The organism is Massilia phyllostachyos (genome assembly GCF_021044825.1).
In the GTDB taxonomy this organism is placed as follows: domain Bacteria; phylum Pseudomonadota; class Gammaproteobacteria; order Burkholderiales; family Burkholderiaceae_D; genus Telluria; species Telluria phyllostachyos.
The window spans coordinates 84,031-98,656 of the sequence record NZ_JAJNOC010000012.1; the positions used below are offsets into that span (position 1 = coordinate 84,031).

Here is a 14,626-nt window from a genome sequence, read left to right on the forward strand (position 1 = left end):
ATCAACCATTTTACCAACAATCACCATTTGTTGCTTCACAAACACACATCCAAAGCAGGGGTTGTGGCGCCCATGAGCACGTCGTCTCCTTGACGTTAACGTAAACGTCATATACCGTAGCAGGATACCCTCGTCCGCCCGAATTCCCCCAAGGACCACATCCATGAACGACATCACCCCCGCCGCCAAACTGGACTTGCCGGAGCAGCCGAAACTGGCCAACAAGGTGCGCTTCGTCACCGCCGCCTCGCTGTTCGACGGCCATGACGCCTCGATCAACATCATGCGCCGCATCCTGCAGTCGAACGGCGCCGAAGTGATCCACCTCGGCCACAACCGCTCGGTCGACGAAGTCGTCACCGCCGCCCTCGCAGAAGACGTGCAGGGCATCGCCATCTCGAGCTACCAGGGCGGCCACGTCGAATACTTCAAGTACATGATCGACCTGCTGCGCCAGCGCGGCGGCGCCCACATCAAGGTGTTCGGCGGCGGCGGCGGCGTGATCGTCCCGAGCGAGATCGAGGAACTGCACGCCTACGGCGTCACCCGCATCTTCAGTCCGGAAGATGGCCAGCGCATGGGCCTGGTCGGCATGATCCGCTCGATGCTGGAGACCTGCGACGTCGACCTGTCGTCCTACGCCCCCACTTCGCTGGAGGCGCTGCGCGCCGGCGACATCGCCGACCGCCACCGCCCGCTGGCCCAGCTGATCACCGCCCTCGAAAGCGGCAAGGTCGACCCAGGCCTGCGCACGCAGATCATGGAAGCGGCCGACACCGTCAAGGCCCCGGTGCTGGGCATTACCGGCACCGGCGGCGCCGGCAAGTCCTCGCTGACCGATGAACTGATCCGCCGCATCCGCCTCGACCAGGGCGACCGCATCAACATCGCCGTGATCTCGATCGACCCCTCGCGCCGCAAGTCGGGCGGCGCCCTGCTGGGCGACCGTATCCGCATGAACGCGATCAATCCGTGGAACGGCCAGGCGCGCGTGTTCATGCGCTCGCTCGCGACGCGCGAAGCCGGTTCCGAGATCTCGCAAGCGCTGCCGGACGTCATCGCGGCCTGCAAGGTCACTGGCTTTGATCTCGTCATCGTCGAGACCTCGGGCATCGGCCAGGGCGACGCCGCCATCGTGCCGCACGTCGACACCTCGATGTACGTGATGACCCCGGAATTCGGCGCCGCCTCCCAGCTCGAGAAGATCGACATGCTGGACTTCGCCGATTTCATCGCGATCAACAAATTCGACCGCAAGGGCGCCCAGGACGCGCTGCGCGACGTCGCGAAGCAGTACCAGCGCAACCGCGAACTGTGGAGCCGCCAGCCGGACGAGATGCCGGTCTACGGCACGCAAGCGTCGCGCTTCAACGACGACGGCGTGACCGCGCTGTACCACGGCCTGCTGCCGAAACTGGCGGAACTCGGCCTGACCCTGGAACCGAGCAAACTCGCTCCCCCGACCCAGAAGTACTCGAGCGGCAAGAACGTGATCGTTCCGCCGGCGCGTGCCCGCTACCTGGCCGAGATCGCCGACACCGTGCGCGGCTACCACCGCAATGTGAAGAAGCAGGTGCAGCTCGCGCGCGAGCGCCAGCAGCTGAGCGAGACCAAGCGCATGCTGGCGGCCGCCAACCGCGACGTGGTGCTGGACGACCTGATCACCGAACGTGACGGCGCCATGGAAGTCGGCGCGAAAAAACTGCTGGCCATGTGGCCGGACATGCAGGCCGCCTATGCGGGCGACGACTACGTGGTGAAAATCCGCGACAAGGAAATCCGCACCCGCCTGGTCTCGAGGACCCTGTCGGGCAACCCGATCCGCAAGGTGGCGCTGCCGAAATTCGAGGACCACGGCGAGATCCTGCGCTTCCTGATGCTGGAAAACGTGCCGGGCTCCTTCCCCTACACCGCCGGCGTGTTCGCCTTCAAGCGCGAAGGCGAAGACCCGACCCGCATGTTCGCGGGCGAAGGCGACGCCTTCCGCACGAATAAACGCTTCAAGCTGGTCTCGACCGGCATGGATGCGAAACGCCTGTCGACCGCCTTCGACTCCGTCACCCTGTACGGCGCCGACCCGGCCCTGCGTCCCGACATCTATGGGAAGGTCGGCAACTCGGGGGTGTCGATCGCGACCCTGGACGACATGAAGGTGCTGTACGACGGTTTTGATTTGTGCAGCCCGAGCACCTCGGTTTCGATGACCATCAACGGCCCGGCCCCGACCATCCTGGCGATGTTCATGAATACCGCCATCGACCAGCAGATCGACAAGTTCGTGGCTGACAATGGCCGCCAGCCGACCGACGACGAAGCCCGGAAGATCAAGGACTGGGTCTTGATGAACGTGCGCGGCACGGTGCAGGCCGACATCCTGAAGGAAGACCAGGGCCAGAACACCTGCATCTTCAGCACCGAGTTCTCGCTGAAGGTGATGGGCGACATCCAGGAGTATTTCGTCCACCACCAGGTGCGCAACTTCTACTCGGTGTCGATCTCGGGTTACCACATCGCCGAAGCCGGCGCGAACCCGATCTCGCAGCTCGCCTTCACGCTGTCGAACGGCTTCACCTTCGTGGAAGCCTACCTGGCGCGCGGCATGCACATCGACGACTTCGCGCCAAATTTGTCGTTCTTCTTCTCGAACGGCATGGACCCGGAATACACGGTGCTGGGCCGGGTGGCGCGCCGCATCTGGGCGGTGGCGATGCGCGACAAGTACGGCGCCAACGAGCGCTCGCAAAAGCTGAAGTACCACATCCAGACTTCGGGCCGCTCGCTGCACGCCCAGGAGATCGACTTCAACGACATCCGCACCACCCTGCAGGCCCTGATCGCGATCTACGACAACTGCAACTCGCTGCACACCAACGCCTACGACGAGGCGATCACCACGCCGACCGACGAATCCGTCCGCCGCGCGCTGGCGATCCAGCTGATCATCAACCGCGAATGGGGCCTGGCGAAGAACGAGAACCCGAACCAGGGATCGTTCATCATGGACGAGCTGACCGACCTGGTCGAAGAGCAGGTGATGCAGGAATTCGAGCGCATCGCCGAGCGCGGCGGCGTGCTGGGCGCGATGGAGACCGGCTACCAGCGCGGCAAGATCCAGGAAGAGTCGATGCTGTACGAGCACCAGAAGCACGACGGCACCCTGCCGATCATCGGCGTCAACACCTTCCGCAATCCGAAGGGTGCGGGGGCGCCGGCGACGATCGAACTGGCGCGCTCCACCGACGACGAAAAGCAGTCGCAGCTGACCCGCCTGGAAGCTTTCCACGCCCGCAACGCGGGGCAGGCGCCGGCCGCCCTGGCCGCCCTGCAGCAAGCCGCGATCGACAACGAGAACGTGTTCGCGCGCCTGATGGACGCGGTGCGCGTCTGTTCGCTGGGCCAGATCACGACCGCGCTGTTCGAGGTCGGCGGCCAGTACCGACGCAATATGTAAGGCTTAGAATGGACTCTACCCCACCAGTGGAGTCCATTCATGCCGATCCAGCCCGAACAACTCGCCGCCCTGATGCACGAAGTCGAACAGGAAGACCCGATCGATTTCGCCGACCTGCCTTTTCCCGAGGACGAGTTGCGCACCCTGGTGGCGACCCACCTGTGCGAGATGGCGGCCGCGATGGAGAATTTCAGCACCGAAGACCGCATCACGACCCTGCTGGCGGTGTCGGCCAAGCTGGTGCTGGAAAACCTGGTGCTGCACGTCCAGCTGCTGCGCCGCCACGGCCTGCCGGTGGGCGACAATGTCGAAGCCTTGCTGTCCCGTTTGCGCAAAGGCGGGACACCGGAATAGACATGACTCGGCCCAAATTTGGGCCAAATTCTGCAACTTTCCCTGCCGCATTTTTCCTTAGAAACTATTGGGAACAATCCGCAACAAACCAGCCTCGACATTGCGTTGGCACACGATTCCATCATGTATTATTGTTGCCGAGTTAATTCGCATCAACATGCGATGCTCCAGACAACCCCACAAGGAATCACGATGCCGCGCCACGTCTCCACGCTCCACAAGCTTTCCGCCGCCCTTCTCTCCAGCGCTGTCCTGATGGCCGGCTTGAGCGCCTGCGGCAAGACCGAATCGACCGCCACCCTACTGGCCGAGGCCAAGCAATACCAGCAGAAGGGTGACCTGAAGGCTGCCGCCATTCAGCTGAAGAATGCCGTGGCAAACAGCCCGGAGGATGGAGAAGCACGTATGCAGTTGGGCATGCTGCATCTTGAAATGGGCGACGCCGTCTCGGCCGACAAGGAATTGCGCAAGGCGCGCTCGCTCGGCATCGACGACGGCCGCGTCCTGCCGCTGCTGGGCAAGGCCAATATGCAGCAGGGCCGCGTCAAGGAAGTGCTGGACGAGATCAGCGAAGACAAGGCCAAAGGTTCGGCTCCGCTGCTGACCCTGCGCGGCGACGCCCTGCTGGCCAGCGGCAAGCTGGATGAAGCCAAGGCGGCGTTCAACGCCGCGCTGGCGGCCGACCCGAATGCCGGCGCCGCCCTGCTGGGCCTGGCGCGCCATGCGATGCAGTCTGGCGACAAGGTCGCCGCCGAACTGTTCCTGGCGCAGGCGCTGGCCAAGGATCCGAAGAACCCGGATGTCTGGATGGCGCAAGGCACCGTGCATCGCATGAGCGGCAAGCCGGACGAGGCCATCGCGGCGTACAACGAGGTCCTGAAGATCAAGCCGAATTATCGCGACGCCTATATCGAGAAAGCCTACGTTGAAATCTCGCGTGGCAAATTCCCTGAGGCGAAAGCGGCCATCGAAGGCGCGGAGAAGGCAGCGCCAGGCAATCTGCTGGTGACCTACACCCGCGCGCTGTACGAATTCTCGCAAGGGAAGTATGCCGTCGCCCAGGAATCGCTGCAAAAGATCCTGAAGGTGGCGCCCGACCATATGCCGACCCTGCTGCTGGCTGGCGCATCCGAGATGAACCTCGGCTCGATCCAGCAGGCCGAACAGCACCTGCGCAAATACGTCGAGAGCAACCCCAATAACGTCTACGCGCGCAAATTGCTGGCCCAGACCCTGCTCAAGGCCAGCCAGCCGGCGGACGCGGCCGCGGCGCTGGCGCCGGTGCTGAAGGACGGTACCCAGGATGCCCAGTTGCTGGCGCTGGCTGGGCAATCCTATATGCAGGTGCGCGACTTCGGCAAGGCCAGCGGCTACCTGGAAAAAGCGGCGGAACTGGCGCCCAAGGCTGCCGGCGTGCGTACCTCGCTCGGCCTGTCCAGGCTGGCCCAGGGTGACCAGGCGCGCGGCATGAAGGAACTGGAACTGGCAACCTCGCTCGACCCCAAGTCGGCCGAGGCCAGCATCGCCCTGATGCAGACGCAGATGGGCATGAAACAGTACGACAAGGCGCTGGAAACGGTGAGCGCGCTGGAAAAGCAGCAGCCGGACAATCCGCAGGTTCATAACCTGAAAGGCATTGCGTACCAAGCCAAGGGGGATTCGGCCAAGGCCCGCGCCGCCTTCGACAAGGCGGTGGCGCTGCAGCCGGCCTTCATGGCCGCCGTCGCCAACCTGGCGCGCCTCGACCTGCAGGAAAAGAACCCCGATGCCGCCAAGCAGCGTTTCCTGAAAGTGCTGGAAAAGGACAAGAACAATCCCGAGGCGATGACGGCGCTGGCCGAGCTGGCAATGTCGCAAAACCGTCCGGAAGAAACGACCAGCTGGCTCGAGAAGGCCAGCAATGCCAATCCGGAAGCCGTGGCGCCCGCCGTCAACCTGGGTATGCAATACCTGCGCACCAAGCAGCCGCAGAAGGCGCTGACCCTGGCGCGCAAGCTGCAGCCGGCCAATCCGACCAACGGCGCCGTGCTCGAACTGCTGGGCCAGGCGCAGATGGCGACCAAGGACACCGCGGGCGCACTGGACACCTACGGCAAGCTGGTCAACGTCATGCCGAAATCCGCACTGGCCCAGATGCGCCTGGCCGCCGTCTACCAGGTCATGAACAACGATGCCTCGGCGGCAACCCATATCAGGCGCGCCGTGGAACTGCAGCCGACCTTCCTCCCGGCGCGCCTGGCCCAGATCGAAATGGCGATGCGCGCCAAGAAGCCGGACGAGGCGCTGCAGGTGGCGCGCGACGTGCAGAAACTCGAGCCGCGCTCACCGGTTGGCCACGTGCTCGAAGGCGATGTAATGCTGGCGCAGCGCAAGGCTGACCAGGCAATCGCCGCCTATGACAAAGCGCAAGCGATCGCGCCTTCGGGAGAACTGTTCGGCAAGACGATGCAGGCCCTGGCGATCGCCGGCAAGTCCAAGGAGGTCAAGGCGCGCGGCGCGCAGTGGCTGAACCAGCATCCCGGCGACGTGGGTATTGCCTTGATGGTGGCGCAAGCCAATTTCTCCAGCAAGGAATACAAGCCTGCCATCTCGGTGCTCGAGCGGGCGCTCAAGACGGCGCCGGATAATCCCCTGGTGCTCAACAACCTGGCATGGGCCTACCAGCAGGAGAAGGATCCGCGCGCGCTGGCGACGGCGGAACAGGCATTCAAGGTGGCCGGCGAGAATCCCGGCGTGATGGATACGCTGGCCTGGCTGCTGGTGGAAAAGGGCGATACCACGCGCGCCCTGCCGCTGTTGAAGAAAGCAGTGGACAAGGCGCCGGAATCGGCTGAAATCCGCTATCACCTGGGCGTCGCGTTGCACAAATCCGGCGACAAGCAGGCTGCACGCAGGGAGATCGACAAGGCGCTGGCGCAAAACACGCCTTTCAGCGATATCGAAGCCGCGCGCGCATTGCTCAAAACGCTTTGAGTTGATAATATAACATTATCAATTCAACGGATTCCGTGAGGCGCTGCGCCCTCGGCTGAAAAGCGTCCCGATATGATCGGGCCCGGAATCCGATACAACAAGCCGCGCTTCATCGAAAGCGCAGGCACTGGCCAAAACCCGGATTATCCAGAACCGCCGAAGCGTGCTGTCAGCGCCCTGCGGTGCATTACTTTTTCGCCCTGGCGACCGAGGTCAATTGGCTGCTTCCTAGCGAACGCTCGTCCGGCGTGGATCGCGTTACGATGGCAGCCTCTTCTTTTCGAGGACGTTTTATCGTGAATGACGATTCGTACGGAATTCGTCTCACCGATACTGCCGATGGCCGCAATTCGGCCAGCATGCTGGTGAAACGGATGTATGCCCGTCGCGGGTATGCCGGCACGCGTCATGTTCTCGACGAGACCAATCGCGTGACGCTGACTGCGACCGACCGCGGCGACGTGGTGGGAACCGTCACGATCGGCATCGACTCGGACCGCGGCCTGATGGCCGACGAACTGTTCAAGGACATCCTCGACGAACACCGGGCGCGCGGGGCGCGGCTCTGCGAATGCACCAAGCTCGCATTCGACCTGTCGGAACGCTCGCGCGTCCCGCTGGCCAATGTGTTCCACCTGGCGCTAATCTACGCACGCGACCTGTACGACTGCACCGACGTGATCATCGAGATCAATCCACGCCATTTGCGTTTCTACGAACGCATGCTGGGTTTTCGGCAGCAGGGAGAACTGAAGATCAATCCGCGGGTGAATGCCCCCGCCTATCTGATGCACCTGTCGCTCGATTATGTGGGCGAACAGGTCGAACGGTTCGGGGGCACCTTCGACTCGGCCGCCGGCGGCACGGAACGCTCGCTCTACCCTTATTTCTTTTCGCCTCGCGAGGAACGCGGTATCATCAACCGCCTCTTGCGCATGGATGAGCAGAATCTTCCCTGATACCTCGCGGTGTCATGACGCGCCGGTGGGGGCGCTTTCCATCAACTGTTTCCATCCCTTCGATGAACAACCCGTTTCGCTACGAGCAGGCTTTTGCACGCAATATCGGCTGGATCACTCCTGAAGAACAACAAACCTTGCGCGGCAAGCGCGTGGCGATCGCCGGCATCGGTGGCGTCGGCGGCGTCCATCTATTGACATTGACCCGGCTTGGCATCTCGAAATTCAATATCGCCGATTTCGATGAATTCGATATCCCGAATTTCAACCGGCAGGTCGGCGCGATGATGTCGACCCTGGGCCAGCCCAAGGCCGAGGTACTGGCCCGCATGGCCCGTGACATCAACCCGGAAGTTGAAATCGAAGTATTCCCGGCCGGTGTCGATGCCGGGAATATCGATGCGTTCCTGGGCAATGCCGACCTGTACGTCGATGGCCTGGATTTCTTCGCCTTCGATGCGCGCCGCCTGACCTTCGCCAAATGCGCAGCACTGGGCATACCGGCCACGACGGCCGCTCCCCTGGGCATGGGCGCGGCGCTGCTGAACTTCATGCCGGGCCGGATGACATTCGAAGAATATTTCCAGTGGGGCGATTTGCCGGACATCGACAAGGCGATCCGCTTTGCGATCGGCCTCGCGCCGGCGGGACTGCACCGTCCCTATCTGGTGCTGCCGTCCTCGGTCAATTTCGAGGAGCAGCGGGGCCCGTCGACGTTCATGGCCTGCCAGCTGTGCGCCGGCATCGTGGGGACCGAGGCGCTCAAGATCCTGCTCGGGCGCGGGAAGGTGCTGGCGGCGCCCTACGGCATGCAGTTCGATGCCTTCCGGAACAAGCTCAAAGAAACCTGGCGCCCAGGCGGCAACAGCCACCCGATCCAGAAGATCGCGATCGCGATCGGCAAGCGCCAGTTCGGCAAACTCCAGCAACACTGAGAACACTGAGCGACCAAAAAAAATCCACTGTCTAGGCAGTGGATTTTTTTCGTCCGAACCCGGCATGCCGGGTCGGGGAAATCATTACTTGGCTTGCTTGCGGCGGTTTGCAGCAGCGCCCAGACCCAGCAGACCCAGGCCCAGCAGGCCCAGCGAGGTCGGTTCCGGCACACCGAACACCACGTCCAGCGAACCATTGATGACCTGGGTACCGGCCGGGGTGAAGTTGTTCAGCTGGCCTGCCTGGAAGGACAGGTTGTAGAACGGACGCGGATCGATGAAGAAGTTCATGCCGTCCGCGGTCAGGTTGAAGCTGGTGGTCGAGCCGAAGCTGCCGCAGTTGATCGCGTTCGGGTTGGTGTTGCTGCAGGTGCTCAGCGTCGGGTTCAGGTTGCCTTCGCCGGTCAGCGCTTTACCGGTTGCCAGCACGATGTCGTCCGAGCTCAGAGCCGCATCAAACGTGAACGCGCCGGAGCCGCTGATCGGCGCGGTGTACAGCGGGTCGCCCATCAGGGTGGTGGTGGTGTTGTTGTTACGGTCCAGGAAGAGGCTCAGATTGCCAGTGCCCGGAGTGAACAGGAAGGTCGTTACCGCGCCGTTCTGGATGACGCGGCCCGAAGCCGTATAGGTGGCATACAGGCCATAAGTATTGCCCAGGCCGGTACCAGCGCCAGGCAGTGCGGTGTTGCCGTCGTTACGGACGAATTGGCCAGCGGTCCACAGCAGCGACACATTGAAGGTGCCGTCGGTGTTGAAGGTTGCGACTTCGGTATAGTTACCGGTGATCTTGTCAGCAGTAAACCTACCGGCAGTGCCGGCCACGTCAGGACGTTGAACCTGGAAATCCGGGAAAGTAGCGGCAGCTTGCGCGCCGGTGGTAGCGAACAGCGACAGTGCAGCGGCTGCACCAGCAATCATCTTCTTCGACAACAGTGCCTTCATTATTTTCTCCTAAATGGGTCTGAACTTACACAGCACTATTAGCAAAGACTGTGCCAGAAATTAAATCCTTTTAATTTCAATGAGTTAGTAGACTCTCTTAGGCCGGGTGCATGGCGATGTAAAAAAACTCGACAGTTATTGGACGCTCAGCGAAGCGGTTTGCGCGCAACGACATTCCAAGTGTTGCCAGACTTAAACTCGGAAGCGATCTCATAGCCGGCATCCAGCATCTTCTGGCGAATCGCGGATTCATGGAAAGGGCTGTAGAGGATGCCTTTTTTGATGCCCCAATCGTTGATCTTCTGCGCCGCCCAGCGCAGCGGGGCGAAGCCGCTCGGATACAGCAGCACATTGGCCGCCAGCGTTCCGCCCGGCTTCAGCACGCGCAGGATGTCGCGCAGCGCCCCGTCGACGGTCGGGAAGCAGTGGATCGAGTTGGCGATGTTGGCCGTATCGAAGTGATCGTCCGCGAACGGCAGGTCGGCCGCGTCGGCATGCTGCACCTTGACCTGCGGGTCCCTGGCAAAGCGTTTTTTCGCCCCCGCCAGCATCGACGGCGCGTAATCGATGCCAACCACGTTCACCTTGGGCAGCTTGCGGCGGCGGCGCCAGTTCAGGATCATTTCCAGCAGGGTGCCGGTGCCACAGGCCACTTCCAGGTGATCGGGGCCGAAATTCGGCCCGAAGAAGCGCATCTGCGTACCGATCGTACTGTTATAGGCGAAGGTAAGAATGAAGAAGCCGCGTATGTCGTACCACCATGGCTCGGAGGAATAGGCTTCGGCGATTTCGTCGCGGGTCTTACCGATCGTCATGGGTAGTCCTTGTTAATGAAATAGAGCAGGGGCAATCGAAGCAGCGAATATAGGTGGTTCCGGCGGGCCAGGCAAGTCATGCCGCCCAGCTTCCCCTCTGCGAGGGGGCTGGATGCAGTCAGCCGATGCGTTTCAGGCGGGCGATGATGCCGGCCTCTTCGCGCGGTGAAAAGAAATAGGGGAACAAGGAGCGGTCGCCGACCGCATGGTCGCCTTGCCCCGCGACCTCGGCAATGCGTCGGGTGCCCACGGCGGTGTTACCGCGCAGCAGGACCGCGGGAGCATCGACCCGCGGGTTGGGACGCGATTCGCATTCGACCACGAAGTCCAGCATCGCCTCATAGAAGCGGCGGTGGCGTGGATTGACCTCAATAAAGATCTCACTGCAATTATGCAGGTCGCGGGCATAGATCAGGGCCACGTGAAACAGCGAAGCGAGCACCGCCTTGGACTTGACGCCGGGATCGATTGCCAACTTGATCAGCTCGCATACCCTGGCTCCCTTGGCGCGATAAGGATCGATGCAATCCTTGAATACCTGGTCGGATAGCAGGCCGACCTCGGAATCCAGGTTCAGGCTCAGGGTGCCGAGCACTTCGCCCTTGGTGGACGCGGTCAGCGTGATGCGGTTCGGGTCGCGGCCCACCTGGTGGTTGCCGCCATAGCCGCGCCATGCATACATCTTACTGATGAGCATGCTCGCGGAGTTGCGTTGCTCGTCGACGTCGGCGGCACGGATACCGAACACGCTTTCATTGAGGGTGACGTCGACGATGCTGGGCGAATACGTATCGCTGCCGTGGTCGGCCGTACTTCCCTGGCCGACCTGCGTTGTCATTACGGTATCGATCATCTGTACTCTCCAGGCGGGAATGGACGCATCATGCCCAGTCGGGACTGCTTCCCATCATAGCATCCGATGTTTCAAGGTATCAATAAATTAATATGGGCAAGTTTTATTTTTTATCATATGGGTCATGCCCGTTTCGGTCCACCCCCACGAATGGTGGCAATAATTGCAATAACACTTCTCTAAGAATGTTATTAATAAATTACTGCTGTAAAATTTTTCGACAAAATGCCGGATTGTCCGGGCTCAGTCTTCCTGTTGACGCTCGGCGCGCAAGTCGCGGTTGAGCTGCCCGATCAATTCGGACGCCGCTGCGACTACCTGGGCCGAGCCGAAGCCCGCGCTGCTCAGTTCGCGAAAGAACGAGCGCGCCAGGATTCGCGCCACCTCATCCGGGTTGCGATAGGCCAGGCGCGTGTCCTGCGCAGCATTCCTGGTTTCGGCGAGCATGGCCTGCCGGGCGAATCCCGACCCGAGCAGGTGGCGCAACTGGCGCAGCTGCAGGGTCTGGCCGATCAGCAGAGCCGCCGTTTCCAGCAAGGCCAGGGCGGTATCGTCGAATGGAGGGGATCCCGCGCCGTTGGCCGCGTTGATCACGCCGACCACCTTCCCCTCGACCCGAATCGGCGCGCTGATGAGGCTCTCGCCGAAGCCGGCGCCGCGCCGCGCGAGGGCCGCGAATTCCGAACGCCCGATGTCGGTCACCAGCACTGCCTTGCCACTGGCCAGCACCTGTCCCGAGATGCCTTCTCCACGCCGAATCGCGGCCTGCAGCGCCGTGTCGGGCAAACGGCCGTGATGGGCATGGATGCGCATGCTGCTGCCCGGGTCATCCGGGCTGTCCAGCAGCATGACGGAACAACTGGCGGCGTCGACCAGGGAGGCCGCCAGTGCGGCCTGGGCATCGATGTCGGGCGCCAGCGCCTGGCCGGCCAGGAAGCGCTGCAGGGAAAGCAGGGGAAAGGAAGGGGGGTGCGCTGCATGCATGCCGGTGTCCACGATACCAGGGATGAGTTATGTTAATTTCAACACAATTCCTGTTCATCTGTCACTCGAAAGCCGGCCTCAAGCTTCCTGGCGCTCTTCCTTGCGTGGCGAAAGAAAGGCTTTGTGAAACAGATGACGCGCCAATAAAAGGGGAGGCATGCGCAGCCAGTTGCCGCGCACGTAGAGGGCGAAGCGCGCCGGTGCGTCCAGCGCGCCGGAAGGGGCGGGATGCATCGGCATCAGCGCGCGCAGGAACAGCGCATCCATGCACGCCAGGCGCAGCGGGCTCGGGGCGGCGCCGGCGAGGGCCGCCGACACCTCCGGCGGCACGGGGGTGCCCAGCAAGCGCGTGGTATAGCGCAAGGCATAGAACAGCGGCAGCGCGAGCTCGAGTTCCCGGGCACGCCCGGGCAACGCTTCCCAGAAGCCGGGTCGGTCACCGAATGCGGCCAGCAGCCGGTGCAGGTCGAACAGGTCGCGCAGGCCATGGTCGAATTCGCCGTCCCAGAACAGGTGCAGCGCGCTGTGCAACACCATGTCATGCGGGGCCAGGGTGTACAAGGGACAGTCGCCCGCCATGCCGTCCGGCCATGCGATGGGAACGGCTGCGGCGCGCAGGCGGGCCGGATCCGGGCGCAGCGCCGCCGTTTCGGGCAGGATGGCGTGGTGCACGTCGATCGTGGTGCCGCGCTGCATGTGCTCGAGCGGCGGCAGTTCGTGCATCCATTCGCGATAATAGCGCTGGTCGTATTCATCGAGCTTGGTGCCGGCCCAGCCCTGCAGCACGAGCGCGCGCTCGGTTGCCGGCAGGGCGTCCTTGGCCACCATGATGTCGATGTCGCCAAACATGCGGCCGCGCGCCAGCGGCAGATCCGCCATCAGGTAGGCGGCGCCCTTGAGCAGCAGCAGCTCGGCGCCCCGCCCCGCCTGGGCCAGCGCCCGCGCGATCAGCCGTACCTCGTTACGCATGCTGTCACGGTGACGCTGCGCTTCGGTGCGCAGCCAGTCCAGGTGCAGGCGCGGCCCCGGCGGCGCCTGGACGCCGGCGTCTTCCAGCAGGTAGGGCAAGGCGCCGTGCAGGCCGGCCGCCCGCGCCTGCGACAGCAGCAGCTCCCATTCGCGCGGCGCGAGCCCCGACGTCCGTCCAGGCTCGCGCAGCACCTCGACCAGCAATGCCGGCTTCACGGAGCATCTCCGGCCAGGCCGTCGAACACGGCGATCGCCTCGTCCAGGCTGCTATACACGAAATCGCTTCCCGTGCAGCCGTCGACCAGCTGCGCCAGCACCTCGAAACCGCGCTCGCCGAGCAGGGCGTAATTGAAGGCGTTGTCGATCAGGCGCATGAAGGTCCGGGCCTTCGATACCGGCGCCAGGCTGGTTGCCGCTCCCGGTTCGAAACGCGGAAACACCACCCAGGCCGCCCGCGCGAGCTCGCCTGCCCGGGCCACGCTGTCGCGTGGTGGAGCGAGATGCCCGATCGTCCCCTTGATGGTGCCGTGGACGGGATCGCCGAAGCGCGCTCCGGGCGCGAACCCGCGTATGACGTCGAGAGAAACGTTTTTCAGGCTGATCGGGCGAACCAGCGGCGCCAGCAAGGCGTCGCTGCAGCGCACTAGCGCCAGTTCGTCGGACAGCAGGCGCCAGCCGCGCATCGCCAGGGCCGCGCACAGCGTGCTCTTGCCGGAACCGGGCGGCGCCGGCAGGATGATGGCGCGGCCGTGCTTTTCCAGTACCGCGGCGTGCACGATCAGGTAGCTGTGGGCATGGTTGGATACGCACCAGTTCATCACCCACTCGAACATGGGCTGGCTCTGTGCCAGCGGCAAGGGCGTGAACGGGGCATCGCCGCCATGATCGAACAGGACTTGCGGACGAACCCAGCGCCGCCATCCGCGCGAACGCAGCAGGTTCACCTGGAAATCGGCGAACGATTCGGCGGCTTCCACCGGATGCGCGGCGTACAGCCGCGCCAGGCCCTCGGCAACCTGTACGATGTCGCTGCGGATGCGGGTCGTGAACGGCCCGGTGCGTACTACCAGCTCGCCGCTGCCGAGACGACGCCGGAGTTCGGCGCGCGTCAGACTGCCGAGCAGGGGCATGGCTGGATCAGTTCGAGCTTGGCCAACCTGGCCAGCATGTGAGGGAGTTGCGCGCCGATTTCGGCGGCATCGAGCGCGAATTCGGCGTGCAGCGCGGCGGCAAGGGTGGATTCGTCCGCGGGGCCTTCCTGCAGGACGCCCAGCAACAGTGTCGCGCCGAGGCCCAGCAGGTGGGTGGCGCCGGACAAGGAATTGAACACGACCAGTTCGTCATCCCACTGGCGCGCGGCCAGGGACTGACCTGGAATGACCTGCCACATC

At 63.2% G+C, this 14,626-nt stretch carries 12 protein-coding genes; 5 read left to right on the plus strand and 7 right to left on the minus strand.

Annotated features, from left to right (window positions below; translation table 11 throughout):
- Positions 1–163: 163 nt before the first annotated feature.
- The 5 genes from icmF to LQ564_RS23965 all read left to right on the plus strand — a co-directional run bounded on the left by icmF (position 164) and on the right by LQ564_RS23965 (position 8,672).
- Positions 164–3,451, plus strand: a complete 3,288-nt coding sequence (gene icmF, locus LQ564_RS23945) for a fused isobutyryl-CoA mutase/GTPase IcmF (protein ID WP_231060630.1) — start codon at positions 164–166, stop codon at positions 3,449–3,451.
- A gap of 39 nt (positions 3,452–3,490) precedes the next feature.
- Complete coding sequence (locus LQ564_RS23950; protein ID WP_231060631.1) at positions 3,491–3,805, plus strand: hypothetical protein; 315 nt, start codon at positions 3,491–3,493, stop codon at positions 3,803–3,805.
- Between the two features lie 192 nt (positions 3,806–3,997).
- Positions 3,998–6,778 (plus strand): XrtA/PEP-CTERM system TPR-repeat protein PrsT, encoded by a 2,781-nt coding sequence (gene prsT / locus LQ564_RS23955; protein ID WP_231060632.1) that lies wholly within the window; start codon positions 3,998–4,000, stop codon positions 6,776–6,778.
- Between the two features lie 296 nt (positions 6,779–7,074).
- Entirely contained in the window at positions 7,075–7,737 is a 663-nt protein-coding gene (locus LQ564_RS23960; protein ID WP_231060633.1) for an N-acyl amino acid synthase FeeM domain-containing protein, read from the plus strand.
- Positions 7,738–7,799: 62 nt separating this feature from the next.
- Positions 7,800–8,672, plus strand: a complete 873-nt coding sequence (locus LQ564_RS23965; RefSeq protein WP_231060687.1) for a ThiF family adenylyltransferase — start codon at positions 7,800–7,802, stop codon at positions 8,670–8,672.
- An 84-nt stretch (positions 8,673–8,756) separates the two neighbouring features.
- On the opposite strand, the gene pepA is transcribed toward LQ564_RS23965, so the two are convergent.
- From pepA to LQ564_RS24000, 7 genes are all read right to left on the minus strand, one after another.
- Positions 8,757–9,614 carry a flocculation-associated PEP-CTERM protein PepA gene (gene pepA, locus LQ564_RS23970; RefSeq protein ID WP_231060634.1) on the minus strand — a complete coding sequence of 286 codons (858 nt, stop codon included), beginning with the start codon at positions 9,612–9,614 and terminating at the stop codon, positions 8,757–8,759.
- A gap of 146 nt (positions 9,615–9,760) precedes the next feature.
- Entirely contained in the window at positions 9,761–10,429 is a 669-nt protein-coding gene (locus LQ564_RS23975) for a class I SAM-dependent methyltransferase (RefSeq protein WP_231060635.1), read from the minus strand.
- 118 nt (positions 10,430–10,547) lie between these two features.
- On the minus strand, positions 10,548–11,282 hold the full coding sequence (locus tag LQ564_RS23980; protein ID WP_231060636.1) for a GNAT family N-acetyltransferase: 735 nt from the start codon (positions 11,280–11,282) through the stop codon (positions 10,548–10,550).
- Between the two features lie 243 nt (positions 11,283–11,525).
- On the minus strand, positions 11,526–12,266 hold the full coding sequence (locus LQ564_RS23985) for a GAF domain-containing protein (RefSeq protein ID WP_231060637.1): 741 nt from the start codon (positions 12,264–12,266) through the stop codon (positions 11,526–11,528).
- A gap of 78 nt (positions 12,267–12,344) precedes the next feature.
- A complete protein-coding gene (locus LQ564_RS23990; protein ID WP_231060638.1) occupies positions 12,345–13,451 on the minus strand; it encodes a nucleotidyltransferase domain-containing protein in 1,107 nt (368 codons plus the stop codon).
- Positions 13,448–14,365, minus strand: coding sequence for an HprK-related kinase A (locus tag LQ564_RS23995; RefSeq protein ID WP_231060639.1), 918 nt, complete (start codon positions 14,363–14,365; stop codon positions 13,448–13,450). The genes LQ564_RS23990 and LQ564_RS23995 overlap by 4 nt, the downstream gene beginning before the upstream one ends.
- Positions 14,344–14,625: an HPr-rel-A system PqqD family peptide chaperone gene (locus tag LQ564_RS24000; RefSeq protein ID WP_231060640.1), complete on the minus strand. Its 282-nt coding sequence runs from the start codon at positions 14,623–14,625 to the stop codon at positions 14,344–14,346. Before LQ564_RS24000 ends, LQ564_RS23995 begins: the two co-directional genes overlap by 22 nt.
- Position 14,626: the final 1 nt, after the last annotated feature.

What these genes read in the sequence shown, in the direction of transcription:
- icmF (WP_231060630.1), top strand. Translation starts at nt 164, where the DNA reads ATGAACGACATCACCCCCGCCGCCAAACTGGACTTGCCGGAGCAGCCG.
- LQ564_RS23950 (WP_231060631.1), top strand. Translation starts at nt 3,491, where the DNA reads ATGCCGATCCAGCCCGAACAACTCGCCGCCCTGATGCACGAAGTCGAA.
- prsT (WP_231060632.1), top strand. Translation starts at nt 3,998, where the DNA reads ATGCCGCGCCACGTCTCCACGCTCCACAAGCTTTCCGCCGCCCTTCTC.
- LQ564_RS23965 (WP_231060687.1), top strand. Translation starts at nt 7,800, where the DNA reads ATGAACAACCCGTTTCGCTACGAGCAGGCTTTTGCACGCAATATCGGC.
- pepA (WP_231060634.1), bottom strand. Translation starts at nt 9,614, where the DNA reads ATGAAGGCACTGTTGTCGAAGAAGATGATTGCTGGTGCAGCCGCTGCA.
- LQ564_RS23975 (WP_231060635.1), bottom strand. Translation starts at nt 10,429, where the DNA reads ATGACGATCGGTAAGACCCGCGACGAAATCGCCGAAGCCTATTCCTCC.
- LQ564_RS23980 (WP_231060636.1), bottom strand. Translation starts at nt 11,282, where the DNA reads ATGATCGATACCGTAATGACAACGCAGGTCGGCCAGGGAAGTACGGCC.
- LQ564_RS23985 (WP_231060637.1), bottom strand. Translation starts at nt 12,266, where the DNA reads ATGCATGCAGCGCACCCCCCTTCCTTTCCCCTGCTTTCCCTGCAGCGC.
- LQ564_RS23995 (WP_231060639.1), bottom strand. Translation starts at nt 14,365, where the DNA reads ATGCCCCTGCTCGGCAGTCTGACGCGCGCCGAACTCCGGCGTCGTCTC.
- LQ564_RS24000 (WP_231060640.1), bottom strand. Translation starts at nt 14,625, where the DNA reads ATGTGGCAGGTCATTCCAGGTCAGTCCCTGGCCGCGCGCCAGTGGGAT.